Origin of the sequence: Methylobacterium sp. BE186 (assembly GCF_031457035.1) — a bacterium.
GTDB classification, from domain to species: Bacteria; Pseudomonadota; Alphaproteobacteria; order Rhizobiales; family Beijerinckiaceae; genus Methylobacterium; species Methylobacterium segetis.
Genome location: NZ_JAVDVV010000031.1, coordinates 38,666 through 63,417 on the forward strand (window position 1 = coordinate 38,666; position 24,752 = coordinate 63,417).

22 protein-coding genes and 3 pseudogenes are annotated in these 24,752 nt (G+C 63.8%); 3 read left to right on the forward strand and 22 right to left on the reverse strand.

Going from position 1 to position 24,752, the window contains the following annotated elements; all coding sequences use genetic code 11:
• Window positions 1-24 precede the first annotated feature (24 nt).
• From J2X36_RS23190 to J2X36_RS23265, 16 genes are all read right to left on the reverse strand, one after another.
• Window positions 25-969: a beta-xylosidase gene (locus J2X36_RS23190; RefSeq protein WP_310354213.1), complete on the reverse strand. Its 945-nt coding sequence runs from the start codon at window positions 967-969 to the stop codon at window positions 25-27.
• Entirely contained in the window at window positions 966-1,742 is a 777-nt protein-coding gene (locus J2X36_RS23195; RefSeq protein ID WP_310354214.1) for a TIGR04290 family methyltransferase, read from the reverse strand. Before J2X36_RS23195 ends, J2X36_RS23190 begins: the two co-directional genes overlap by 4 nt.
• Window positions 1,739-2,332, reverse strand: a complete 594-nt coding sequence (locus J2X36_RS23200; RefSeq protein WP_310354215.1) for a histidine phosphatase family protein — start codon at window positions 2,330-2,332, stop codon at window positions 1,739-1,741. The genes J2X36_RS23195 and J2X36_RS23200 overlap by 4 nt, the downstream gene beginning before the upstream one ends.
• Window positions 2,329-3,432, reverse strand: coding sequence for an inositol-3-phosphate synthase (locus J2X36_RS23205; protein WP_310354216.1), 1,104 nt, complete (start codon window positions 3,430-3,432; stop codon window positions 2,329-2,331). The genes J2X36_RS23200 and J2X36_RS23205 overlap by 4 nt, the downstream gene beginning before the upstream one ends.
• Before the next feature lie 2 nt (window positions 3,433-3,434).
• Window positions 3,435-4,487 carry an SDR family oxidoreductase gene (locus J2X36_RS23210; protein WP_310354218.1) on the reverse strand — a complete coding sequence of 351 codons (1,053 nt, stop codon included), beginning with the start codon at window positions 4,485-4,487 and terminating at the stop codon, window positions 3,435-3,437.
• An 11-nt stretch (window positions 4,488-4,498) separates the two neighbouring features.
• Window positions 4,499-5,611 (reverse strand): glycosyltransferase, encoded by a 1,113-nt coding sequence (locus J2X36_RS23215; RefSeq protein ID WP_405029844.1) that lies wholly within the window; start codon window positions 5,609-5,611, stop codon window positions 4,499-4,501.
• Window positions 5,611-6,717 carry a glycosyltransferase gene (locus J2X36_RS23220; RefSeq protein ID WP_310354219.1) on the reverse strand — a complete coding sequence of 369 codons (1,107 nt, stop codon included), beginning with the start codon at window positions 6,715-6,717 and terminating at the stop codon, window positions 5,611-5,613. Before J2X36_RS23220 ends, J2X36_RS23215 begins: the two co-directional genes overlap by 1 nt.
• Window positions 6,714-7,826: a glycosyltransferase gene (locus tag J2X36_RS23225; RefSeq protein WP_310354221.1), complete on the reverse strand. Its 1,113-nt coding sequence runs from the start codon at window positions 7,824-7,826 to the stop codon at window positions 6,714-6,716. The genes J2X36_RS23220 and J2X36_RS23225 overlap by 4 nt, the downstream gene beginning before the upstream one ends.
• The gene (locus tag J2X36_RS23230) at window positions 7,823-8,938 is read right to left on the reverse strand and encodes a glycosyltransferase family 4 protein (RefSeq protein ID WP_310354223.1); all 1,116 of its coding nucleotides are present in this window, start codon (window positions 8,936-8,938) and stop codon (window positions 7,823-7,825) included. Before J2X36_RS23230 ends, J2X36_RS23225 begins: the two co-directional genes overlap by 4 nt.
• Window positions 8,929-10,221, reverse strand: coding sequence for a TIGR04295 family B12-binding domain-containing radical SAM protein (locus tag J2X36_RS23235; protein WP_310354225.1), 1,293 nt, complete (start codon window positions 10,219-10,221; stop codon window positions 8,929-8,931). The genes J2X36_RS23230 and J2X36_RS23235 overlap by 10 nt, the downstream gene beginning before the upstream one ends.
• Window positions 10,218-11,318 (reverse strand): SDR family NAD(P)-dependent oxidoreductase, encoded by a 1,101-nt coding sequence (locus J2X36_RS23240; protein WP_310354226.1) that lies wholly within the window; start codon window positions 11,316-11,318, stop codon window positions 10,218-10,220. Before J2X36_RS23240 ends, J2X36_RS23235 begins: the two co-directional genes overlap by 4 nt.
• Entirely contained in the window at window positions 11,315-12,427 is a 1,113-nt protein-coding gene (locus tag J2X36_RS23245) for an SDR family NAD(P)-dependent oxidoreductase (protein WP_310354227.1), read from the reverse strand. Before J2X36_RS23245 ends, J2X36_RS23240 begins: the two co-directional genes overlap by 4 nt.
• 550 nt (window positions 12,428-12,977) lie before the next feature.
• Window positions 12,978-13,181 carry a hypothetical protein gene (locus tag J2X36_RS23250; RefSeq protein ID WP_310354229.1) on the reverse strand — a complete coding sequence of 68 codons (204 nt, stop codon included), beginning with the start codon at window positions 13,179-13,181 and terminating at the stop codon, window positions 12,978-12,980.
• On the reverse strand, window positions 13,178-13,516 hold the full coding sequence (locus J2X36_RS23255; protein WP_310354231.1) for a hypothetical protein: 339 nt from the start codon (window positions 13,514-13,516) through the stop codon (window positions 13,178-13,180). Before J2X36_RS23255 ends, J2X36_RS23250 begins: the two co-directional genes overlap by 4 nt.
• A 92-nt stretch (window positions 13,517-13,608) precedes the next feature.
• Entirely contained in the window at window positions 13,609-14,097 is a 489-nt protein-coding gene (locus tag J2X36_RS23260) for a hypothetical protein (protein WP_310354232.1), read from the reverse strand.
• Window position 14,098: 1 nt separating this feature from the next.
• Window positions 14,099-15,325, reverse strand: coding sequence for an HNH endonuclease signature motif containing protein (locus tag J2X36_RS23265; RefSeq protein ID WP_310354233.1), 1,227 nt, complete (start codon window positions 15,323-15,325; stop codon window positions 14,099-14,101).
• 463 nt (window positions 15,326-15,788) lie between these two features.
• Here J2X36_RS23265 and J2X36_RS23270 point away from each other — a divergent pair, with 463 nt between their 5' ends.
• Together J2X36_RS23270 and J2X36_RS23275 are read left to right on the forward strand one after the other, a co-directional pair.
• Entirely contained in the window at window positions 15,789-16,259 is a 471-nt protein-coding gene (locus tag J2X36_RS23270) for a hypothetical protein (RefSeq protein WP_310354234.1), read from the forward strand.
• Between the two features lie 20 nt (window positions 16,260-16,279).
• Window positions 16,280-16,504 (forward strand): helix-turn-helix domain-containing protein, encoded by a 225-nt coding sequence (locus tag J2X36_RS23275; RefSeq protein WP_310354251.1) that lies wholly within the window; start codon window positions 16,280-16,282, stop codon window positions 16,502-16,504.
• A 12-nt stretch (window positions 16,505-16,516) separates the two neighbouring features.
• On the opposite strand, the pseudogene J2X36_RS23280 reads toward J2X36_RS23275, so the two are convergent.
• The 6 genes and pseudogenes from J2X36_RS23280 to J2X36_RS23305 all read right to left on the reverse strand — a co-directional run.
• Window positions 16,517-16,986, reverse strand: a pseudogene (locus tag J2X36_RS23280) (IS630 family transposase); the annotation flags it as partial.
• Between the two features lie 5 nt (window positions 16,987-16,991).
• A pseudogene (locus tag J2X36_RS23285) lies at window positions 16,992-17,134 on the reverse strand (IS3 family transposase); the annotation flags it as partial.
• 197 nt (window positions 17,135-17,331) lie between these two features.
• Entirely contained in the window at window positions 17,332-18,516 is a 1,185-nt protein-coding gene (locus tag J2X36_RS23290; protein WP_310354235.1) for a glycosyltransferase, read from the reverse strand.
• Window positions 18,517-19,126: 610 nt separating this feature from the next.
• A protein-coding gene (locus J2X36_RS23295) for an IS630 family transposase (protein ID WP_310354237.1) occupies window positions 19,127-20,081 on the reverse strand; the annotation gives its coding sequence in 2 pieces (ribosomal slippage) (window positions 19,127-19,742 and window positions 19,741-20,081; 957 coding nt in all).
• Between the two features lie 312 nt (window positions 20,082-20,393).
• Complete coding sequence (locus J2X36_RS23300) at window positions 20,394-22,682, reverse strand: glycosyltransferase (RefSeq protein WP_310354239.1); 2,289 nt, start codon at window positions 22,680-22,682, stop codon at window positions 20,394-20,396.
• A gap of 34 nt (window positions 22,683-22,716) precedes the next feature.
• Window positions 22,717-23,874: a methyltransferase domain-containing protein gene (locus J2X36_RS23305; RefSeq protein ID WP_310354241.1), complete on the reverse strand. Its 1,158-nt coding sequence runs from the start codon at window positions 23,872-23,874 to the stop codon at window positions 22,717-22,719.
• 252 nt (window positions 23,875-24,126) lie between these two features.
• Between J2X36_RS23305 and J2X36_RS23310 the strand changes: the two are divergent.
• Window positions 24,127-24,642 (forward strand): annotated as a pseudogene (locus tag J2X36_RS23310) (transposase); the annotation flags it as partial.
• Between the last annotated feature and the right edge of the window lie 110 nt (window positions 24,643-24,752).

The following is a 24,752-nucleotide window of genomic DNA, read 5'->3' on the forward strand; positions in this document are numbered from 1 at the left end:
AGGGCCGTGCCTGCCGAGAGGTGGTCAGAGGCTCGGCAGCAGCACACGTTGTGTGTCGCCCGGCTCGGCGGCGAGCGCCGCCCCGGGGGCGTAGCGCCGGACCATCTCGGCGCAGAACGCGGCGAATTCCTCGCGCACCAGGGGCGGGCTCGTGTGGTGCGGGGCGATGCCCCGGTGCTCGGGCGTGAAGCAGAAGGTCACGGTCACGTCGAAATCGGCGAGCGCCTCCATCTGGCGGTCGAACCAGTCGAGGGCATTGGGGCGGAAGCTGTCGGCCCAGGACAGGCCGGTGCGCAGGTAGGTCACACCCAGCCGTTTCATCCAGGCGACCGCATCGTCGAGGCGGTGATCCTCGAAGTGGAACCATTGGCACAGGCCGAGCTCGGGCGTGTGCTTCGCGAACGCGTCGAGCGCCACCTTCGGCGTCCCATCCTGCCGCAGAAGACCCATGTGGAAGTGGCGGTAGTAGGAGGATCCCTCCGCCTCCCGGTGCCGCGTCGTGGCCTCCCACCCGCGCGGCAGATCGTAGAGGCTGTACCAGTGGATCCGCGGTGCCCGGCCCTTCAGCAGCTCCGCGGTGCGGGCGCAGCCCCAGCCCTGCACCTCCTCGGCGCCGAAGCTCGACACGCCGACCTCGGAGACCCAGACCGGCAGACCGGTCACGGCCCGGATCTCGTCGATCTTGGCCGGCCATTCGTGGATCTGCCAGAGGTTCCAATCGAGGGGGAAGCCGTGGACCGCCACGGCGTCGACGGCGTCGAGCACGCCCTGGGCGGCCATCCGCCCGATGAAGCCCGGGTCGATCGGCGAGATGCCGCCGAGAACCTGCGGCAGCCGCGCGTTCTCGGCCCGGATCGCGCTGCTCGCCGCCTTCACCATCTCGGCGAACAGGAGCCAGTCGGGATCGAGGTCCGGGTCCCAGTGGGACTTGTTGTTGGGCTCGTTCCAGAGCATCACCGCTTCGATCATCGGGCTCCTTCCTGCGTCGGATTGCGGGCCGGATAGGCCGCCTCCGCCCCGTAGGGGCGTTCGGAGCACCGGCAGAGATAGACCTCGGGCTCGGGCCGACTCTCGATCGAGAAGCCGCTCGCGCGCAGCATCGCCTCCATCCCGGCCCGGTTCGGGATCCACCAGTTCGTGAGGTCGTGCGCGTAGGCGCCCTCGATGAAGTGCAGGCGCGGGTAGCCCGGGCGCTCGAACTGGTCCATGTCCCAGAAATCGCAATCCTCGGGCACCCTCTCGACCGCAGGCGAGCCCCGCAGCATCGACTGGAAGACGAGGAGGTCTCCCACGACGTGCTCGCGGATCAGGTCGAGGGCGAGGAGCGGGTGGCGCAGGTGGTAGAGCACGCCCATGAAGAGCACGACGTCGAAGCGTTCGCCCAGCGCGCCGACGTCGTAGACCGAGAGGTTGCGGAACTCGATCTCGTGGCCGAGCCGGTCTGCGGCGAAGCGGCCCTGCGCGAGGTAGCGCTCGTCGGAATCGAGGGCGAGGACGCGTGCAGCCCCCCGCCGCTTCATCTCGATCGCGTAGAAGCCGCCGTTGCAGCCGATGTCGAGGACGCTGCGGCCGGTCAGGTCGGCGGGCAGGGCGTGGCTGAAGCGGCGCCATTTCACCGCCGGATAATCGCCGAGGAAGTGGTCCGGGGCCGTCCAGACCCCCTCCCCCAGGTCGATGTTGTGGAACCACGGGCCGAGTGCTTCCGATCTCGCACGCAACGTCCCGGCGTTGATCGCGATCATGGGGCGACCCTCTCGTTGAGGGAGACCAGGCGGCCGCCTCCCGGCCAGAGCGCCACCTCGCTGCAGGAGGCGGGGTCGACGACGAGCCCGTCATAGGCGTCGAGGGAGAGGCCGAGAAGCCGCAGGATCGCGGCGCGGATGACGTCGCCGTGGCTCACGAGGATCGCGATCACCTCGTCCGCCTCGGCGAAGCCTTCGACGAGGTCCCAGATTCGCCGCTGCGCCTCAGCCATGCTCTCCCCTCCCGGCGGGCGGGCGGTGGAGCGGGCCTCGTTCCAGGCGACCCAGGCGGGCTCGCCCGCCAGCTCGGAGAAGGACCGGCCGGTCCAGGCGCCGAAATCGATCTCGTCGAGCCCGTCCGCCGTCTCGACCGGGAGGCCAAGCGCCTCGGCGATCGGCGCGGCGGTCTCCTGCGCGCGCTCCCGCGGGCTCGACAGGATGCGGGTCGCCCCGGTCCCGCCGAGCCGCCGCGCGACCGCGGCCGCCTCGACGCGGCCCTGCCCGCTCAGGGACACGCCGGGCATCCGGCCGCACAGGATCCGGCCGAGCCGGTCGTGGCTCGCGTGGCGGACGAGGATCAGGCGCCTCATGCGCCGGTCCGGCGGCGGGCATCCGCCTCGCCGGCGACGAAGGCCAGCATCCGGTCGTGCGCCTCGGAATCCGTGAACTGCACGGGCGGCGACTTCATGAACCAGCTCGACGGGCCGACGAGGGCGCCGCCGATGCCGCGGTCGAGGGCGAGGCGGGCGCAGCGCACGGCGTCGATGACGATGCCGGCCGAGTTCGGCGAATCCCAGACCTCGAGCTTCAGCTCCATGTTGAGGGGCACGCCGCCGAAGCCCGTCGCCTCCAGCCGGATATGCGCCCATTTCCGATCGGCGAGCCAGGGCACGTGGTCGCTCGGGCCGACATGGATGTCGCCGGGTGCGAGCGGCGCCGCGAGCTGGCTCGTGACGGCCCGGGTCTTCGAGAGCTTCTTCGATTCGAGCCGCTCGCGTTCGAGCATGTTCAGGAAGTCGGAATTGCCGCCGAAATTGAGCTGGTAGGTGCGCTCCAGCTTCACGCCGCGCTCGCGCAGGAGGTTGGCCAGCACCCGGTGGACGATGGTGGCGCCGACCTGGCTCTTGATGTCGTCGCCGACGAGCGGGAGGCCGCGCTCCTCGAAGCGTTTCCGCCACGCCTCGTCCGAGGCGAGGAAGACGGGGATGCAGTTGACGTAGGCGCAGCCCGCATCGAGGGCGCAGCGCGCGTAGAACTCGCTCGCCCGCTGCGAGCCGACCGGCAGGTAGGAGACGAGCACCTGCGTCCCCGTGCGCTCCAGTTCCTGCACGACGTCGGCGACGGGCTCGGGCGATTCCGGGATCACGTCGCCGAGATACCGGCCGATCCCGTCGAGCGTCGGCCCGCGCCGCACCGTCACGCCCGTCCCCGGCACCTCGGCGAAACGATGCGTGTTGTTGGGCTCGGCCAGGATCGCGACGGCCAGATCCTGGCCGACCTTGGCGGCCGAGACGTCGAAGGCCGAGACCACGGTGACGTCGCGAACCCGGTAGCCGCCGAGATCGGGCATCGTCAGGCCGGGCACCGACTCCTCGGGGCCGGCGTCCCGGTAATAGTGCAGGCCCTGCACGAAGGACGATGCGCAATTGCCGACACCGACGATGCCGACGCGGACGGGCTCGCGGGACATCGTCAGCCCCGCGCGAGGCCGCGCAGGGCCGGCTCGGCCGGCCTGTGCGCGCGGGCGATGGACCCCGCCAGCCCGGCGAAGGCGGGGGCTGGCTCCCGGCGCGCGACCTCGTCGGCGAACCAGCCGATCGTCGCTTCGAGCCCGGCTTCCAGGACGATGCGCGGCGACCAGTCGAGCAGGCAGCCGGCGCGGGTGATGTCCGGCCGGCGGCGCTGCGGATCATCGACGGGAAGAGGCCGCCGCACGATCGGCGAGCGCGTGCCCGTCATGCGCGTGACCACGGAGACCAGCTCGGCCACCGTCATCTCGCGCGGATTGCCGAGATTGACCGGTCCGCCGGGCGACGCGTCGAGCCGCATCAGGCGCATCAGCCCGTCGACGAGGTCGCTGACGTAGCAGAAGGAACGGGTCTGCTCGCCGTCGCCGTAGACAGTGATCGGCTGGTTCGTGAGCGCTTGGCAGATCACGTTCGAGACGACGCGCCCGTCATCCGCCCGCATGCGCGGCCCGTAGGTGTTGAAGATGCGCGCGACGCGGATGTCGAGGTCGTAGCGGCGCTCGTAGTCGAAGGCCAGGGTCTCGGCCGAGCGCTTGCCCTCGTCGTAACAGGCGCGCGGCCCCGTCGGATTGACGTGGCCCCAGTAGCTCTCCTCCTGGGGGTGCACCTCGGGGTCGCCGTAGACCTCGCTGGTCGAGGCCTGGAGGAAGCGGGCACCGCTCGCCCGCGCGAGTTCGAGGAGTTGGTGCGAGCCGACGACGCAGGTCATCATCGTGTGCTGCGGGTCCGCCTGGTAGTGCGGCGGCGAGGCGGCGCAGGCGAGATTGAAGATCCAGTCGAAGCGGGGCAGTTCGGGCAGCGGATCGATGATGTCGGCCTCGACGAGGTCGAAGCGCGGCTCCCGGGCGAGATGGGCGATGTTGGCCTTGCGCCCCGTGAGGAAGGAATCGAGGCAGGTGACGCGCGCGCCCTCCGCGATCAGCGCGTCGATCAGGTGCGACCCGATGAAGCCGGCGCCTCCCGCGACGAGCACCCGTGTCTGTCCGTCGTTCTGCATCGCTCGACCCTTCACTCACTCAGCGTTTCAAGGACAGGCACGGAAGGCGCGCGCCGGGACGCGGCCTCGCGCAGGAAGCGTTCGAGCTCGGCGGCGCGGTGCGCGGCGCTGTGGCGGGCGAGGATCGCGGTGCGGGCGGCCGCGGCGATCCGGCGGCGCTCCGGCTCGGAGCGGTCGCGCAGGATGGCGAGCACGTCCTCCGTCGTGTCGGCGCACAGGATCTCGCGGCCCGGCACGAGCACGTCGTCGAGCCCGTCCCAGCGATCGCTGATCAGCGGCGTGCCGATGCTGCCGGCCTCGAACAGGCGGACGCTCGGGCTCCAGCCTGCCCGGATCATGTCGGCGCGGGTCACGTTCAGGGCGTAGCGGCTCGCCGCGTAGAAGCCCGCATGGCGCTCCGGAGGCAGATGCTCGATCCGGTCGACATTGGCGGGCCAATCGATCCCGTCCGGATATTGCGGGCCGGCTACGGCGAAGCGGAGTTCGGGAGCCCGGCGCGCGGGCTCGATCAGGAGGCGTTCGAGGGTGGGCTGCCGATCCGGGCTGTAGGTCCCGAGATAGCTGAGGTCGTAGGCCTGAGCGTGGTCGAGCGGCGGGTGCGCGTCCGGGTCGACCGAGCAGTAGAGGGCGCGCGCGGCGGGCGAGCCGTCGCGCTCTTCCAGGCGCCGCAGGGTCGGGCCGCCGGTGAAGGAGAGGTAGAGATCGTATTGCGCGATCTGAGCACGGGCGAGGTAGGTGCAGGTGCCCGCCTCCAGGGCAGCGAGGGTAACCGGCGTGTCGATGTCGTAGAAGGCGCGCACGCCGTTGGCGACGGCCAGGACGCGCTCGCCGACCGCGATCCCCTCCGGCACGTAGGAGCCGACGATCACCGCGTCGGCGCCCGCGATCGCCCCGCGATGGAGCTGGAGGCTCGGGAGGTCCGGGTAGAGGACCAGCCGGCAGAAATCGGGCTCGGGCAGATCGCGGTGCGCGGCGTACCAGGGCACGTCCCGCTCCAGGAACAGCACCTCGTGGCCGCGCGCCACGAAGGCCTTCAGCAGCGCCCTATAGGTGGTGGCGTGGCCGTTGCCCCAGGAGGAGGACAGGCTGAGGCCCAGGACGACGAGCTTGAGGGGAGCGGCCATCAGGCGACGCTCCGCCGGGGCGCGCCCTCCGCCTTCCGAGCGGCCTCCTGCTTCAGGATCGCGTCGACCTCGGCGCCGCGGCGCGCATAGGTGTGCTCGGCGACGATGCGGGCGCGGGCCGCCTCCCCGATGGTGCGGGCGCGATCAGGCGTGAGGGCCGCGAGGTGCTCGGCGACGTCGCGCCCGTCGCGGGCGACGAGAACCTCCTCGCCCGGCTTGAGGAACAGCTCGATCCCCTCCCAGGCATCGGTGATCAGGCAGGCGCCGGCGCCCGTCGCCTCGAAGACGCGGGTCGCGGGCGAGAATCCGACAGCGGCCATGCTGTCGCGGGCGATATTGAGCACGGCGCGCGGGGTCGCGTTGAAGGCGTTGTGCTCCCGCGTGTAGACGTGGCCGAGATGGCGGACGTTGGCGGGCAGTCCCCGGCTCTCCCAGCCGTTGCCGCCGATCAGGAACGACTTTTCGGGGAGCCGCGCGGCCGCGACGAGGAAGAACTTTTCCACGCGCGCCTCCCGGTCCGGCAGGCGGTTGCCCAGGAAGGCGAGGTCGGCGGAGAAGCGCGGGTCCGGAGGGACCGGGTGGTGCGTCTCCGGGTCGAGGGCGTTGTAGACCGGGATGCAGGCCCGGGCGCCGAACCCCTCGTAGGCCGCCACCACCGGCGGGCCGCCGCCATAGGTGAGAACGAGGTCGAGCGCGGGCATCGCGCGGTGGAGCGCATGTCCGGGGTTGGCGCGCATCTCGGCCAGCGTGGCGGGCGCATCGACGTCCCAGAAGATGCGGATGGCCTCGGGCCGCGAGGCCGCGACGATCCCCTCCAGAAGCTCGTCGTCGAAGATCCCGACGCCGCTCGCCTTGACGACGACGTCCGCACCCGCCGCCTCGGCCAGGACGGCGCGCATCGCCCCCGGCGAGGCGGCATAGACGCAGACCTCCGCCCAGTCGGGCGGGTCGATGTCGCGATGCTGCTGCCGCTCGAAGGCGTCGGGCTCGTAGAAGGTGATGCGGTGGCCGCGCCGGGCGAGATCGCGGAGCAGGCCCCGGTAATAGGTCGCCGCGCCGTTCCAGTAGGACGAGAGCAGGGAGGAGCCGTAGAAGGCGATCTTCATTGCGCGGCCTCCATCAGGTCGGTGGCACCGAGGCCGGCGGCGATGCCGAGGAGTTCCTCCGCACGGTGGTGGCAAGTATGCCGGGCGCGGATCGTCGCGAGACCGTGCGCGGCCAGCGCCGCGCGGAGCGCGGAATCCTCGGTCAGAGCGCGCAGGTGCCGTTCCATCTCGGCGCCGTCCCGGGCGACGAGGTAGTCGGCGCCCGGCGTGAAGAGCGCCTCGGCATCGTCCCAGGGGGCGGATGCGAGCGGGATGCCGCAGGCCAGCGCCTCGAAGACCCGGATCGTCGGGATGCCGGGCAGCGCCTCGACGTAGAAGCGGCGCGGCACGTGGATCGTGGCGAGGTGTCGGGCGAAGAGGCCCGGCGCGGCGGCGTTCGGCGCCCAGCCGTGATACCGGATCCCGTATCGCGCCAGCGTGGTGAGCGCCGTCTCCGGGTAGCGGACGCCGTAGATGTCGAGCGGCAATCCGGCGCTCAAAGCGGGGCGGAACAGGAAGCACTCCAGTTCCTGCGTCCTCTCGCCGTCACCCCAATTGCCGATCCAGACGAGGCCCTGGCGCGGCACGGGCTCGGTGGGCGGACGGAACAGGCGCGTATCGGCGGCCTCGTGCCAGACGAAGGCCCGGCTGCCCCAGCCCCGGCCGCGATAGACTTCCGCGAGCGCCGCGCCGAAGGCGAGGATGCCGTCGTAGCCCGAGAGATCGAAGGCGGCCATCTCCTCCGGGGCGCTGACCGCGCGGTGATGGGTGTCGTGGAACAGGAGCGTGCCGAACGCGCCGCGCTTGCGGGCCCGGCCGAGGGCCGCGATCAGGGCCGGATCGTTCCACTCGTGCACGAGGACGAGGTCGGCGCCGGACGCCCGCTCCACCGCCTCGGCCGTCCCGGCGAAGGTGCGCGAGGTCAGGTCCGGATAGGCGCTCCGGTAAGCCGCGAGTCCCGCCTCGCCGTGGTCGGCGAGCAGGTTGGCGAGGCTCCAGCTGTCAGCCGGCTCGTGGGCCTCGACCCGGTGGCCGAGGGCGATCAATTCCCGCAGCACGCCGCGCAGGAAGTGGGCATTGCCGTGGTTCCAGCACGAGGCGAGCGAGTGCGTGAAGTAGGCGATCCTCATGCGGCCGCCTCGCCGGGTATCCGCGCCTGCGCGGCGCCGAGGAGCGGACGGACCACGCCGAGCACGCCCTCGACCATCGCCTCGACCCCGTATTCGCCCGCGCGGACGCGCGCCGCCCGCCCGAGGTCGCCGCGCCGCGCCGGGTCGGCGACGAGAGTCTCGATCGCTCGCGCCGCGGCCGCGTCGTCGTCCGGCGGCACGAAGAAGGCCGCGCCCTGCCAGAGTTCGCGGAAGGTCGGGATGTCGGACAGGACCAGGGCGCAGCCGGCAGCGGCCGCCTCGAGGGCCGCGAGGCCGAACGGCTCGTAGCGCGCAAGCGACACGAAGACGGGTCGGCCCGCGAGTTCGCGCGCGATTTCCCCATCGTCGAGGCGGCCGAGGAGGTGCAGATGGGACAAGCGGGCCGCCTCCCCGTTCGGGCCCTCGACCGGCCCGGCGGCGCGCAGGGGCCGGCCGAGCCGGGCGGCGACGCGGTCGAGCGCCTCGGCGTTCTTGGCCCGGTCCCAGAGGCGGCCCGCCGTGAAGGCGTGGGGCGCGCGGTCCGCGGAGATGGCGCGCGCGGCCGCGCGGCCGTTTCGGACGACAACGGGCGGCGCGGGGAGCCGGTAGGCGCTCTGCGTCGCCGCCGCGAAGGCCCGGGTCGGGGCGAGCAGCCGGTCGGCCCGCCGGCAGCCTTCGGCCACGAGATCGCGGCGCCAAGCGAGGTCACGCGGGAGACAGCCTTCGCCGCAGGCATCCCACCACGTCGCGACGCAGGAATGGCAGACCGCCACGACGGGCCGGCCGAACTCCGCGAGCGCGAAGGCCGGGCTGTGCAGGTGGACGAGATCGGCCCCCATTTCGTGGGCGAGACGGGCGAGCGCGGCGGCCGCATCGCGGATCGCCCCGGGCGTGCCCGCGGTCCAGTCGAGCGGCAGCCCGGTCGGAACGATGCGCGCGCCCGTGGCGCCTTCGGCCGCCGCTAGAATCTCGGGGGCGGGCGCCGGGCCCATCAGCGCCAGCGTGACGGCGTAGCCCCGGCTGCGCAATCCGCCCGCGAGATCGAGCCCGTATTGCCAGACCCCGCCGACGGCGTCCGCGCTCATCAGGACGTGGCCTGCGCTCACCGGCATGTGCAGGCCGCCTCGAGCTCAGGGAGCGGCAGGGGACGCTCCTCCTGGATGTCGCTGAAGCGCTCGAACTGGCCGAGGTAATGGGCGTGTGCCCGCTCCCAGGCCGCGTCGTCGGGCTCGCCCCAAAGGCGCCGGTAATCGGGCGAGCTCGGATAGGGGTAGAGCGGCACGGGATCGTTCGCCCAGACCCCCTCCCCCCGCAGCCGGTCGCGCCAGGCGGCGACGAGGTCGGCATCGTCGCCCGCCACCGCGATCAGGTTCGCCTGGACGAAGGGGACCGAGCGGCGGGCGTGGATCAGCCGCTCGGCGAGGTCGTCGGTCGTGGCGCGGCACTTCTTGTCGAGGCGGGCGCGGCCTTCCTCCGTCAGGCTCTCGATCCCGGCCTCGATGGAGACGCAGCCCGCCGCGCCGAGAAGGTCCAGCATGTCCGGCTTCCAGAGATCGATCCGGGTCTGGATGCCGAAGCGGACGTCGCGGGCGACGAGGGCTTCGAGGAGGGGTTTCTGCGGCAGGAAGATCTCGTCGATGAAGTAGAGGTAGGTGGCGCCCTGCGCGATCAGCCCGTCGATCTCGTCGAGGAGGATGCCGAGGTCGCGGCGGCGATACGCATCGCGGAAGTCGATCTTCGCGCAGAAGCTGCAGGTGTAGGGGCAGCCCCGCGACGCCTCGACCTCGGCGCCCGGCCCGTCCGGGGCCGCCTCGAAGCGGTGATGATGGTGGCGGTGGCGCGCGATCCAGGCGTCGGGCCAGCGCAGGGCGGGCAGGTCTGTGAACCGCGCGGATTGGGGCGGGCCGGTCACGAGCGTCCCGGTGCCTGTGCGGAGGGCGGTGCCGGGCACGTCCTTCACGCTCTCGGCGTCGGCGAGCCGCGCGACCACCTCCTCGCACTCGCCGCGCACGACGAGGTCGCAGCCGAGCTTCGCCAGCGTGGGGCCGGGCGTCGCCGAGCCGTGCGGGCCGACTGCGACCGTTCGCCCGCCGCGAGCCCCGAGCGCGTCGAGGAAGAGGCGCGGCACGCGCAGTTCCGGCGGGGCGCAGCGCCAGAACAGGTAGCTCGGTGCCGTCGTCACCACCGTCATGCCGGGCCCGAACGCGGCTACCGCCGCGGCGGCGGCCTCGGCGTCGAGGCCCTCGAGATGCGCGTCGACGATCAAGGTCTCGTGGCCGGCCGTGCGCAGCAGCGCCGCGGCATAGCCGAGCTCGAGCGGCAGGTGCGGCTCACGGCAGCCGAAATAGATGCTGTTGCGGTAATCCCAGGGCGGGTTGACGAGCGCGACCCTCACAGCGCCGCCTCCGCCATGCGCGTGCGGGGCGCAGGGCCACGCTCCGTCGCGAGCCATTCCCGCAGCCACGCCGCCAGCATCGCGACGCCCTCGCGCCAGGGCGTGGCGGGCGCGAGGCCCAGCGCCTCGCGGACCGCGCGCGTGTCGGAGACGTAGTAGCGTTGGTCGCCCGGGCGCCAATCGGCGTACTCGGTCTCGATGGTGCGTCCGATCAGCGTGCCGAGATGGGCGAGGAGCTCGCGCAGACTGACCGCATTCTCCGGCCCGCCGCCGAGATTGAAGGCGCGCCCGGCAACCCGGTCGATCCGCGCCAGCGCCGCGCGGTAGGCCGCCACCGCATCCTGCACGTGCAGGATGTCGCGCACCTGCCGCCCGTCACCGTAGAGCGTGATCGGCAGGCCCTGCAGGGCGCGGATCAGGAAATGGGCGACCCAGCCCTGGTCCTCGTTGCCCATCTGGCGGGGGCCATAGATGCAGCTCATGCGCATGACCACGGTCGGGATGCCGTAGCTGCGGGCGTAATCGAGGACGTACTGGTCCGCAGCGCCCTTGGAGCAGCCGTAGGGGGTGTGGAAATCGAGGGGCCGGTCCTCCCCGATGCCGCGGGCGCGCAAGGATGCGTCGCCGGGGAGATAGGCCTCGCCCTCCTGGACCAGCGCGATGTCGGGCAGGTTGCCGTAGACCTTGTTCGTCGAGGCGAAGAGGAGCGGCACCGGGGCGCTACGCGCCCGGATCGCCTCCAGGAGGTTGAGGGTCCCGCCGAGATTCACCTCCATGTCGTCGCGCGGGGCGACGAGGCTCGTGGTGACGGCGACCTGCGCGGCGAAGTGGACCACGGCGCCGGCCTCCGCCACCGCTCGGGCGAGCTCGCCGCGATCGCGCACATCGGCGACGACGGCGCTGATGCGCGCCGGATGCCGCTGCCGGAGCCAGGCGAGGTTGGCCTCCACGCCGGCGCGGGCGAGCGCGTCGTAGACGATGACGGCGTGACCCTCGCGGGCGAGCGCGTCGGCGAGGTTCGCGCCGACGAACCCCGCGCCGCCCGTGACGAGGATCGGGCGACCGCCCTGCCCCGAGAGCGTCCCGGGCGCGCTCACGCGACGAGCCCGCGGGCTTCGAGTTCGCGCCGCGCATCCGCGACGCGGTCGACCGCCTCCTGCTCGGCCACCCAGGCGGCGAGTTCGGCGAGACCCTCCGCGAAGTCGCGCCGCGGCGCGTAGCCGAGCTCCCGCCGGATCTTGGCAATATCCGCGATGCAGTGGCGGATGTCGCCCGCCCGCGCCTGGCCCGTCACCTCCGGCGCGATGTCCTCGCGGCCCATGGCTTGGGCGAGAAGCTGCGCGACCTCACGGACCGAGCGGTCCTCGCCGCTGCCGACATTGTAGACCTGCCCGACCGCGGCGGGGTGCTCGAGCGCCAGGACGAAGGCCTGTGCCACATCCTCCACGTGGACGAAATCGCGCCGCTGCTCGCCATCCTCGAAGATCATCGGCGGCTGGCCGTTGAGGAGGCGCGAGGCGAAAATCGCCAGCACGCCCGTATAGGGGTTCGAGAGGGCCTGGCCCGGCCCGTAGACGTTCCAGAGGCGGAGCGCGACGCCCTCCATGCCGTAGGCCGGCGCCAGCGTCAGGGTCAGCCGCTCCTGCATGTATTTCGTGAGGGCGTAGACGGAGGCGAGCGCAGGGCTCTTCGCTTCCGGCGTCGCGATGGGTGCGAGGGGGCGGCCTTCCGCATCCGTCGGATCCCAGGGCTCACCCGGGCGCCGGTTCTGGCGCGCGGCGTCCTCGACCGTGGCGCCGTCCGGCCTGCGGTAGAGCCCCTCGCCGTAGATGCTCATCGAGGAGGCGACGACGATCCGTTTCACGGGCGCATCGATCAGCGCCTGGAACAGGGTGGCGGTCCCGCAATCGTTGACCGAGACGTAGCGCTCGACAGCGTACATGCTCTGCCCGACACCGACTTCGGCGGCGAGGTGCACGACATGGGTGGCGCCGCTGAGCGCTTTGGCAACCGCTTCCGCGTCCCGAACGTCGCCGGCGACGAACTCGACCGCGGGATCGAGGCCGGACGGGCTCGTGCGCCCGCCGTGGACCTGCTCGATGAGGCTGTCGAGGACACGCACCTGGTAGCCCCGCCGAAGCAGGGCGGTCGCGAGATGGCGCCCGATGAAGCCGGCTCCGCCGGTGATGAGAGCAAGTGCTGCCACGCTTTAGCGATATCCCTGATCGTGATCGGCGATCTGCGGATAGGAAAAACCGCGGTCTCCGATACATTAATCTGAGTTAAATCTGGAAGATCGTCTCAGCGTTTCCGCATTTCTTCCGCGGACTACCTAAGCGGGAAAGCACGGGCGAGGATCTTTGTTCCTCAGATTTTTGGGAGTGTTTTGCGGCCTGGCGTGGCGTGGCTTGTGCGCAACATGCGACGGGCGACCCGGCTGGGCCGGTCGTCTGACGTTCGCAGACGGAGGTGGTCGGAAGTGCTGGTTGAAGATTTTGACGACGCACCCACGACGACACAGCGAAATGGGTTCGTTTTGCCAAATTGCTGCTTTTCCGACCTCCATCCAAGCCGGCTGCGAGGCTTGGCTGCGCGGGGATACAGGAACATCACCCTGCATGCGGCCTTACTGCGGCAGCTATGCAAAGGAACCATTGTTGTTTTCTTGCGTTAAACGTCGAAAAAAATCTAAATTTCGCAGATTATTGTAATTATTAAAACGTAATAACCGTCGAAAACTTTAGTCAAAATGCAGACTAATTCGCGTCGTTGTCGGAAAAATCCACAAGCCATACAAAAATTGCGTTCTTTCCGACGAACTGAGTTGCTTCAATTTCCGCAATTTTTGCATTGCATTCAGATTCGCTGCGGGCTTCGACCGTGAAGAGCTGCTCGTGCAATCCCAAATCTTTTTCCACGCGCTCGATACGTCGTTTGATATCGCGCAGCAACGCCTTCATTGGCCCTGCCTCGCTTCGAGGTACTCCAGGCGATCAACAAAAGATTGGAGCGTCATTGCTTGGACGTGCGCGTCGAGCAGCTTTGCACGGGCCGCCGCATCTTCGGAATGCAGTGCACCCGATGCAACTGCCTCGAGCAGCGCCCGCGTCGCCTTCGGATGGTCTTCAGGAGCGTTCACCTCCGGCAGGGTGAAAGGCACTGGACGGGTGGCCTTCGAACGAGCGAGCCGGTCAAGGCAGTAGCGCAAGGAGACGCGGTCGCCAGACAAAGCCAGCTCGATCGTTTTGCGCATGAGCGGTACGGCTGCGGCTTCCAACAGGTCGTCAGCGGTCATGTCTGTGTTGGCCTGATGATCGCGCTGACAGGTTGAGACGCTGGATGTCGCATCCACGGTAGGAGCCGAAGGGTTCCCCAGAGAGACTTGTTTCATCGCAGGCGGCCCTCGCCCTCGCGGCACAGAGAGGCCCCTCCGTTGGAAGCCAAGTTTAGGAACCGGCGGGCAACCGATTTCCGTCGTGAGAACGCGCGTCGCTCGTAGCGATCCAGTTGCTCAAGCCGCTGGAGGAGAGTGGCGGACGGCGGGGTAGCGAACTGATCATCCAAGCACGAGGAGATCGGTTCGACTTCCACCTCCTCGCGGATCAGCCTCGCCTTGATGGAGAGGACGTGGGCGAGCATGACCTGTGCCTCAGCAAGTGCGAGTGCGGCGCCTGCGATCTCAGGATCGCTTCCGTGATCACCGAGGATCGTCTCAGCGAGGCGGACGACTTCAGCGTCGTCCGCAGCATCGTGACGAGCCGAGAGCCCGTGGCTGCGCGCGTTCTGAGATGCCCGCTGTTTGCCGGACGAAGTGCGCGGACCGGTGCTCGCTTGCGCATTGCGCCGGTTCGCTTTGGTGGCGCGGTCGGACGTCATTTCAGGCGCTCTGCTGCGCGAGGCTCGCGGAGGAGGTGATCGGCTCCACATCAATGATGTCGTCGGTCGCCGCCCGAAGGCCTTTGCCGAAGCTCGCACGCTTGCGCTCGATCTCCCGCAGAAGCGCGTCGCGCCGATCCTCCGCGTTCATAACCATCCGGTCGATCCGTTCCAGATCTTGCAGTTTGAGTTCGAAACCCTTTGCGATCACGTCGGCTGTGGTCAGCCCCCTTCCCTTCAGCAGTTCCTCGAAGACCGCCGTCCCAGACGCGCAACCGTTCAGCCATCCGAGCGCCGCCGTGCGGGCTTCGCTCTCAATACCGTCGTCGAGGCGGAAGACGCCCCTATCGCGATCCTCCAGGACCGGCTTGATCAGCATCTCGGCTGCCTTCAGGCGTGCCTGAATCAGGATCCGCTGGCGCCAGATGCGTAGCCGTTTGGCTTCCCAGATCAGGTCGACAACGTTTTTCGTCCAAATGCCCTCGATGGCGTCGCGGGGTTTGATCTCCTGGGCGATGCTCGTGAGGATCGCGTCGTACTGGTCCGAACTCTCGCCCGGCAGCAGCGGGCGCTCCTCGAACAGGAATGCGAGATGGGCCGGGAGCGCCGGAAGCAGCTCCTGGGACGCGTGCGTCGGCACCTTCCCGGGAAAGGCCGACGGCATCGGCGAGACGGTATTTTGCGGGGTCAAGGCTACCTCTTCGGATGTGGGCTCTCTCGAGCCGATCCAGCCAGAAGAAATATCGGTTCTTTCGTCCAGAGTGTTTTTGACGCCGGTGCTCGCCTTCCACCGCGAAGTGGTAGATGTGTCACGTTCATTCATTGATCTGATCGTTTTACCGAACAGCACAGTTTCCCTTGGCACTACAGTCCCGTTGATTTTGCGCTTGAGTGAACTCGCCTTCGAACCAGGCAGGGGGCGTTCGGATGCCGTCGCGCCGATGTGGCGGAGCTTCTGTCGCTTGGCCTGGGCCGCGCGGGCGTGATCGTCCCGGGTCTTCTCGCGTCCGCACGCCTCGTGCGCCGGACCCATGTTGTCGAGCTCGTCGGCACCGCCGAGTTCAAGGGCGCGAATATGTTCCACGATCCAGCGCTCGCGAACGCCGTCGATGCGGTCACCACAGACCACGCATTTCCCGTTCGTGCGCTCCCAGGCTTGGAGTCGTCGACGTGGGGAGAGGCACCTGCGCAGGGTGGTGCCGATATCCTCAGGGGTGATGAGGGGCATGGCTGCGCTTGTGGGTGCGAGGGGAGCGATCGGCGAGGGCTTTGAGGGCTCGGTGAGAGAGGTCCTCCCAGTTGCAGAGGAGCTGCTCGTAGCGCTCGATTAAGGCTCGAAGTTCGGTATCCTGCTCGTCGGTGACGAGCTTCGCGCGGAGGCCTGTGGAGGCGACGGTTAGGCATGCGGGATTGGTCGCGCGCGAGCGCGTTCTGTTGGTGGGCATGGTGCCTCGCTAATTTTGAGGAGATGTGGTGAACCTAGACTGCCGGCACCTCAGCCGACGGGGGGCAAGGGGACCAGGCTCAACGCAGAGCAGGGTTCAGGGCTGAGGCCCAGAGATGTGCGGGGCAATGGGTACCGGGATACTTCGGAGCGACCTAGATAATGCGTCATGCATTTTTCCAGGCGACCCCGGCGGCTGCGGATGACGACTTGGTGCGGGGCGCCCTTTCCCTCTTGGTGAGGTCACATGGTCGGGGGTGGGCCGCAGTTTCGCTCGCTGCGCGCGTTCGGCATCACGCCGAGCCTGATGGGCAGCGAACGCACGAGCTTCCTTCGCGGCCTGCCAGGTTCCTTTGAGAGCGGCGGAGAGGCAGATGTTCCAGGGCTCGCCCATCACGGCTTGACGAGCCTTTGCTGCGTCTATGGCAGCCATCATAATGGGGCGGCGCTGGTAACATCCTGCGACGAAAAATGGCGTGGAGAGAGAAGCAACGCGCGCGCGCCTTTTCGCAATGTCTGCGTAAACCCTGTTGGTGTTGAAGGCGCGCCGTTCCTCGACCGGAGTGCGGTCGCGATCAGCTTTCATCTCGCGCAGAGCAGCGGACCACGAGATGGTTCGATACCGGGACATCAAGCCTCCTTTGGTGAAAATATCACCATTAGAGGTGTAGCCGCCTACGGGCATATGTCAACCACAAGTGGGTTACTTTTCACCTAATGAAGCCATTTCAATGCCGTATGGCCCGTGCTGCGCTCGGCTGGAGCACGCAGGATCTCGCTCGCGAAGCCGGTATAGGGATTAATACCGTCAACCGGTTCGAGGCGGGACAGGATGCGCGTGTGAGCAGCTTAGAGAAGATGCGGCAAGCGCTTGAGGATGCCGGACTTGAGTTCATTCCGGAGAACGGCGGCGGTGCTGGCGTCCGCCTCCGCAAAAAGAATTCTCATGCTTCTCCGAACTAGAGCCGCATCCGATCAGGTTGCGCCGTAGCCGGCAGCGGCGAGGTAGGCTCGACACTCATCTGGGCGGAAGCGATCCAGGCTTCGCCGCATGGCTTCCCAGAGGTCTGGGATGGTTCGCGCCGCCGCACTGAGCAGGAGAATCTTGAGCTTGGCGAAGGCCAGTTCGATCGGATTGAGATTGGGGCTGTAGGACGGCAGGTACAAGCACCTGGCTCCCAGGGCCTCGATCCGCTCGCGGACACCGCTGACCTCGTGGGCCGGCAGGTTGTCGAGCACGACCGTTTCGCCGGGCTGAAGCGTTGGGGCGAGCATGTCCGTCACGTAGGTGCAGAAGGCCTGCCCGTTCATCGCCCCATCAACCAGCCAGGGCGCGGTGATGCCGCTCGTGGCCAGGCCGGCAGTGAGTGAAGCGGTTTCCCAGTCTTCTACGGCACGCTCATCCGGCAGCGTTTGCCCAGTAGAACGCGCCCGCAGCGGCGCGCCGCCCGTCAGCGACCCCCTTCGCCGCGAACCGCCCGTCGGGCCGCCTCAGGAGGCGGGCGGTATGCTCGGTTTATTTGTGCGGGCGAGGTCGAGGGCCTCCGCCTCCATGGTCTTGCGCCCGAGCGGGCGTTCGAGATCGCGCACGCGGCCGTAGGGCCTCGCCCTCGTGCTGACGGCGGACTACAGCGACTTTTCCACCCTGCTATCCCTCGACGCAATGCGCGCGGCAGCGTCGAGGCGATCCCTCGCCTACGGGTCGCAGCCGCAAACAACGAAGCAGAATAGACGCGGCCGTTGAATCGCAGCCGGCAATAAGAGCCACCGGGCGGCCATCATCAGGCGGATCACAGCTCAAGCAGACGGTGCAGCCGCGACCGCATGGTAGCTCCCACTATTTTACCTGAAAACTGCTCAACATATGACCGTGATTTCGCTGTAAACTCCGCAGCGCTTATATACCCCATGTCTAAAGGAAGGCGCGGCAGATTCGGTGAAATCAGCGCACCGGGTAATGCATTGGCGATCTCCCAAAAAGCTTCTTCGAGTTTGCGTAGATCTCCTGGCTCTACAAGACGGCCAAGATCGTTCGCAACGTAAGGCACGTTATAAGCAGCATATCCTACAGGTATACAAGAGTTTCTGAGACCCTCAATTACCGGCTTACAGAAACCTTCGTGGTATGACGGTATAGCAAGTATGTGAGAATCTCTATAGAGTTGCAATAACTCCGCACTCGTAACAGAACCAAGCATATTTACGATTCTACTCAGCCCATTTATATCAATAAACTTAGTCAATTTATCGATATAATCGATGTCAGAGAATTCGATGTTTCCGACAAGGTTCAGTGTAATCGATCGAATGTTGCCTCTTTGGCACAGTCGATCGACGACTTGAAGAAGTTCAAGCACGCCCTTCGATGAAACGAAGCGTCCGACAAATAGAATCTTGACATCAGAAGAGCTTTTATCAAAAATATCGGCGGTTGTGCCTTCGTCGACTATCAAAGGAATTACCTGAATCCTGCTGGGCTGAACTCCCAGAGAACGCGCTGCCTCCGCATTGACAAAGCTATCAGCCCAAACCTCGTCAACTGAGCGCAAAAAGTGGCTCTGTCTATTCGACTGATCGATTATATCCCATGCGGATACAGGAACGAACTCTTTCGGAGTAATGTTATGAAATCGCACAACGCGTCGAGCATGACCGTTTCCTAAAAGCGCAGCGTTAAAAAGCTCATAATAGATCCCAAAATGCCAAAGAATGACATCGGCATCTAGATAGCCACGGTCGAAAATCAGTTCATTGACCCCTGAAATTATCCGAGCCGGAATCTCGGTGAAATCGTTTTTGTAGCAGAACAAAGAAACTTCGAATAGATTATTGTAAGCAAGAGATTTATATGTGTCGACTACAGAAGCGGATATAGCATCGTTCTTAACCGCGATGCTATTGATTATAGCAACTTTCGGACGTATCCTTTCCTGATCATCCCGCGTCTTAGAAGGCTCGTATTTGCGATCATTCATGTAAATTTTTTACCTTTTTACACTTCGATATTACACACCTCTGAAGGTAAATAGCTTTCTTAGCAGTGCTCAGAAGCGATAGCGCACACGATTTTTCAGAATAAATGATGAGGTACCGATCCGCTCGTGCAACCGGCACTTTTGAGCCATCGGAAAAGACACACCTTAAGGCAAAGATTTATCTGTCGCGAATGCGAGGCTATGACATATTCGCTCCCGTTTCCTTCAACACCACTGCAGTTCGCAGCATTGCGGCGAAATATTTACTCAAACCCATAATAACGGTTCTCCCGACCCTCTACGGTCTGTATGTTCTCCTTTCAGGCGCTTTGTACCACCGTATGATCCGGGATTTAGCCATTTTGGTTCCATGTAGCTCGCCCCAGCAATGCCGGCATTGTCCGACAGCTGGAACAGCATAAAGCAACTTAGGCCCCAATTGTGCCAACTCACTGAAAAAGGACTGGACCGTTGCGTCACCTTGAAGCTGGTTGGAATAAGCACCTCGATCACGCTATTCAGAGAAGATTCGCGCAGCGCTTCGCCAAAAATTTACCCCCTACGGTAGATCAGAAGTTACTTTTGACGATTGCACTAGAGCTGATGCCGATCAGGTTGGATCGTATGCGGTGTATGCGGCCGCTGTGAGGCAGTTGCGGCAAGCCTTTGGAGTGAGACTGTCGAAGGCGGATCGGATCGCCGCTTCCAGGTCTGGAAGCGTCCGAGCGGCGGCTTTGCGTAGGTCGGCCTTCAGCTTTGCGAAGATCTGTTCGATCGGGTTGAAGTCCGGCGAGTAGGGCGGAAGGTAGAGCAACTTGGCGCCCACGGCCTCGATCGCCTCGCGCACGCCGGCCACCTTGTGAGCACCGAGGTTGTCCATGATCACCGTGTCACCCCGCTTCAGCACGGGCATCAGGGTGTCGGTGACGTAGGCCCGGAAGCGCTCGCCGTTGGTGGCTCCGTCGAACAGGGCCATGGCCGCCACCCCGCTGGTGCGCAGGGCGACCGTGACGGTGGTCGTCTTCCAATGTCCGTGCGGAACCGCGACCCGGCAGCGCTCGCCACGCGGCGCCCAGCCGTAGCGGCGCACCATGTTGGTGGTGCTCGCCGTCTCGTCGAGGAAGACGAGCCTTTCGGGATCGAGTTCGTCCTGGGCCTTGAACCAGTCCTCGCGCTCGGCCCTCACATCCGGCCGCTGCTGCTCGGCGGCGTGGAACGTGTTTTTTGTGCGTGACGGCGTGGCGCCGGAAGAAGCGCGACAGGCCACTCTCGCTGGTCGTGATGCCGCGCTCGGCCAGGAGGGCACGCAACTCCGACAGGATCCGTGTCGGCTGCTCCGCGCGCAGGCGCAGGATCAGGTCGGCATGGGCTTCCACGTGCTGTGAGCGCCGGTCGCCGCCCTGCGGCTTGGCCACCACCCGGCCTTCCTGCTCGAAGCTCTCCTGCCAGCGAATGGCGCTGGCGGGACTGACCCCGAACCGCTCGGCGGCCTGACGCCGCGAGGCGCCCTCCGACACAGCCTTTACGACGCGCTCGCGCAGATCCGATGACAACGGTGACCCCATCGATCCTCCTGTCGATGACCACAGGGAATCAGATCACGTCTCGTCAGGGAACCCCAACCGACCCGCAGCGGTCGGCAATAGCTCTAGGCGACCGCCTCCTGAGAGACACACGTCAAGCCACATGATAGGCCGCATCTACACTCCAGGCCCCTTTGGCCAGCGACTTGCACTTTGCATCTACAGACCTACATGCCGGCTTCCAGGAAGCAATGAACGGCCACCCAGAAAAGCTTGCTTCTCCACTAAACCCAACACGTCCCCGCGATTCGACGGTCAACGATTTTCTTCGTATCCCAGTCCGAATCTAAATCATCAGTTCGCCATAGAGTATGAAGCGGTTATTCTCTTCAAAAAAGCTAAGACGTTCTCGGTCATTTGCTCAGGGGTGAAATGCGCCTCGTAATGAGCGCGTGCTGCCTCACCCATGCGCTTCCGAAGATCATAATTGATTATGAGCGAAGTGACCTTTTCACTGAGCGCAACCACACTACCCGGCTCAATAAGAAATCCTGTGACACCATCTTCAACAATCTCGACCGTAGCCCCAGAACGACAGGCGACCACCGGTTTACCAAACATCATTGCTTCAAGCAAAATTAACCCAGACGACTCGGAGGGGGATGGAGCGACGAATACGTCGCAAGACCGGTAAAAACCACGAAGCGCCAGCTCTTCAACTTCGCCGTGGAATGTCACTCTTGAGCTGAAATTTTCATTAGAATGATCAGACTCAAAGATCTGCCTATAGGTGTGCCCTTTTTCGGCTGGAATCTGATCGCTCTCAACTATATCAACGATGGCTTCCGCATTCGAGATCAGTATCTCTGGAAGTGCGGCCATAAGTATGTCGGCCCCCTTGCGATCTTCCAATGGTCCCACGAATAAGATTCTTATAGTATTCTGAGAAATAGGAGGTGGCTCTAAAAAGGGCAAAACTGATAAATCTTCTTGTCCAAGTGGAATAACAGCCATAAGTTCTGAGTTAAATTTAGCATCGTGGGCGCTCTCAATTTCACATATAGTCGCCGAGCTTATTACATGAATGCCACTCGACCGTTTAAGTAACTCTCGCTCAATCCGCATCATCGACTCGGAAAAATCTCGCATAGATATTTCATCTGCAATAAGGTGCTCGCAGCTTTCAAGACGATATTTTAAAGTATTCTGAATTGCTGTGACTAGGTTGAACTCGCCGCTTAACAATGCTGCAATTCCTACACAACCCTGAATAGGTGCGTAAATTACATCAACTGGTCTAATTTCATTGATATTTTGGATCTCTTGCAACACTGATGCGGAGTAATCCCACATGTGCTGCGGCACTTGGAGCGTACGGGCCCCAGCACAGCGAGGTCGGAACTCCTGGGCAATGCGGTGCACCCAGACGCTATCCTCAAAATCAACGGTCGAATGTGAATCAGCTTTTGCAAGGACATGCACTTGATACCCAAGCTTCGCCGAAATGCGCGCGAGCAAGTGAATATACTCACCCTTACCTCCAACAACATGTGGAGGATAGTTCTGCGTTATAATGCAAACCACATAATTACCTTCTAAACGACCGGACAATCCGAAATGTTTGAACGGCTCTTCAAAAGATGCGTAGTGATGGCGCTCGTATAGTTGTCTTTCACCTTTTAGCCCGCTAGTCAGACCGTCCTTTAAAGCTAGGTTAACTTCGGAATCAAACTTCGCAGAAAAGTCTGCACTGAGCAGACCAGTGCTTACCGCCCACTCAAGATCTCGGCGTAGGCCCTCAGCAAATGCAATTATTTCACTCATAATCTGAGACATTGAGTAGTAATAAACACCGTTGACCAAGCAGAAATATGTCTTGCTATATACTATATTATACCAGCTAGTAAGAATCTTTTCTTCCGAGCGAAGGTGGCTAGGACGGAATTTGTGATGCACGCGCGCGCCGTTCAACTGCTCAACCTTGCCTCCGGAATCTAGCACGCGCAGAATGGCGTCAGTTTCATCGAGAAAATAGGCAAAATGTTCGTCGAAACCGCCGGCGTTAAGAAGATTTTCTCGCCTGAATACGCTATTAGCGCCAATGACGTGCGGAAAGCTCTCTGAGAAAGGAAAATTAAACTCCGGCGCGGCGCGGCTCCAGGTGAGGTCAGCGCGGCCGAGTCTGTCTGTTGTTCCGTACCGCCACTGATAAGATACGCCCGTATGATCGAGAAGGAATCCCCCGGCGACTGCAACTTTCGGATCTCGGAATGGTAAAACTATTTCGTTTAGCCACTCAGGTTCCGGTATTGCATCATCATCCAAGAAGGCTACAACTTCGCCCGATGCTAATGCGAGCCCAATGTTGCGAGATTTCGACAAATTTCTTTCCGGACAATGAGCAAATTTTATCAAATGTGACCATTCGGCGATGATCTGCCTTGTTCCGTCACGGGTCGGACCATATACTACGCAGATTTCGAAATTCTTGTATTTAAGCGATTGCAGGCTGTCAATAGTAACGGAAAGACTTTTTGCTCGGCCATCGGTGCATATTATTATAGATACTTTCGGATTGAACAATAAATTATCTAAGTTCACGAGTATAACTCCAAGAAATTGGTAATCCCCGTAAAAATCCAAATGCTTTCGCAAATTCGAAAGTCATTACTTCAGCTTAGCGAGTAGCGATAATTTCAAACTCAAATAATGCTCCATTTATACGGCCTTTCTGCACAAACACAATTTCGTCAAAACCCGACTCTTTCAATATTATTCGCAAACTCTCAGGGGTAAACATATTCAATTGTGATCTCACGTTGTACTCTTGCGCTCCGAACAGAACCATGCGGAAGTCATCAAAAGAATATGTACCGCTGTTTACCCCACTCAGCATTGCTTCTCCGTCTGTGACGATTGCACGGAATTTTCCTCCCTCTTTGAGAAGTCCACGCCAATATCGCAGCAATCGTCTAAGTCGCTCTTGCGGAAGATGCTCTAACAAGTGAGCAGAGCGTATTTCATTGACGCTCGACTCCTCAAATGGCATTTCGCCAATATCAGCGACGACATCAACACCTGGAATTTCTAGAGCACCCACGTTAATATGGTCGTTTAAAGGCACAAAATCGAATCCAAGGTTCAACTTAATGTCCTTTGATAATTTCGCGTGCTTGACTTTTCCTTCATTCAATATTCTACAAGCGGCCGGCGTATTTTTCATCTCCGCGGAACCGCTCTCGGACGAAATCTCATGAAAAATCTCATTTCGTTTGACCTCCAAGCGTCCCCATAATTCGCCGATACCTCGTCTTGCATTTTCCGAAGATTTCGAAATATCGGCACAGTCATCTTGGATATAAGCGGTTGTTAGCCGAAGCTGGTCTAGCTCGGTGGTATTCCTCTCTAACCTCTCTATTGCTATTGAAACTCGTACACGCAAATCATGGAGGGCGGCATCGGTCTGGGACACTACTTTTTTTAGATCGTTAAGTTCGTGAATCAGTGCTGGAAAAGCATCTATCGTATTTATCAGTTTTGGGATGTGTTGACGCACTTCCTCCAGGCTGCGATCCATCGCGTCTATCTGATCGTGTTTCTTGCGGTTAGAAATTTCATTCGCAGCGAGAGCATGTGAAAGAGCGGGTACGGTCGCGATTGCGTTGAGCAAACTGGGAACATGTTGACGAACATCTTGCAAGTTGCTCGCGAGAGCACCTACTTGCTCGTTCAAGCGGCTGATTGCTTGGGCCGCAAGGTGCTGAGCCTCAACCACCTCGTTCGGAAAGCGTCCTTCAGCGCGGCCGAAGCGTCTATAATGCTCTGTCGCGTCCATGCCTTCAGCCGACACATCTGCATATCGGGCAAGGTACCAAGATGCGTCGACCTGCTCCGCGAGGCCACGCTCCCGCGCGGCTTTCGCTCGAAACAACGGTCTCCGAATTTTTAGCCGCATGCTATTAAAACTCACCTTCCTCATCACGGGTGCGTTTTGCCTCAAGCGAAGCGCATCGTCCAACCCTGAATCGCAGTGGCGATGAAGTGCTTCGTTGTGTCTTTCACCATGGCACACTCAATACACCGCCGCGTCGCCGGTCACACCATGTTGGACCGGGTGGCCGAAGCGATGCTGAAGGCATGCGAGGCTTTCCGATCGGAGTTTTCCGAGCTGCATCGGGTGATGCTGGCGATCATACGTACGGATGAGGTCTGTCGGCGGCTGATGACGGTGCCAGGAGTGGGGGCGCTGATCGCCTTCACCTCGAGCGTGGATGCTCCGGCGCGCTTTCGGCGCTCCAAGGATGTCGGCGCGCTTTTCGGCCTGACTCCGCACAAGCACCGGTCAGGCGAGACGGACATCATGGGTGCAGTCCTCCGCCTGGGCAACGTGTTGGTGCGAACCGCCCTCTTCGAAGTCGCCCACATCCTACTGACGGGCGCGGTGCGCTTCTCAGCCTTGAAGCGCTGGGCATTTGAGGTGGCCACGCGGCGGGGCATGAAGCGAGCGAAAGTCGCGCTGGCCCGGAAGCTGGCGGTCGTGCTGTACAGAATGTGGGTGGAAGGAACCAGCTTCCACTGGGGCAGTGAGAGCCTACCAGCGTGAAGGAGGCAAACCGTTCGGAGCGGGGCGGATCCGTCCTGATCGTTTGAGGTCCCGTCACGGGGACGCAGGGAGCGACAAGGCCGTGGCTGAGGCCGCAGCCGTTCTTGGGA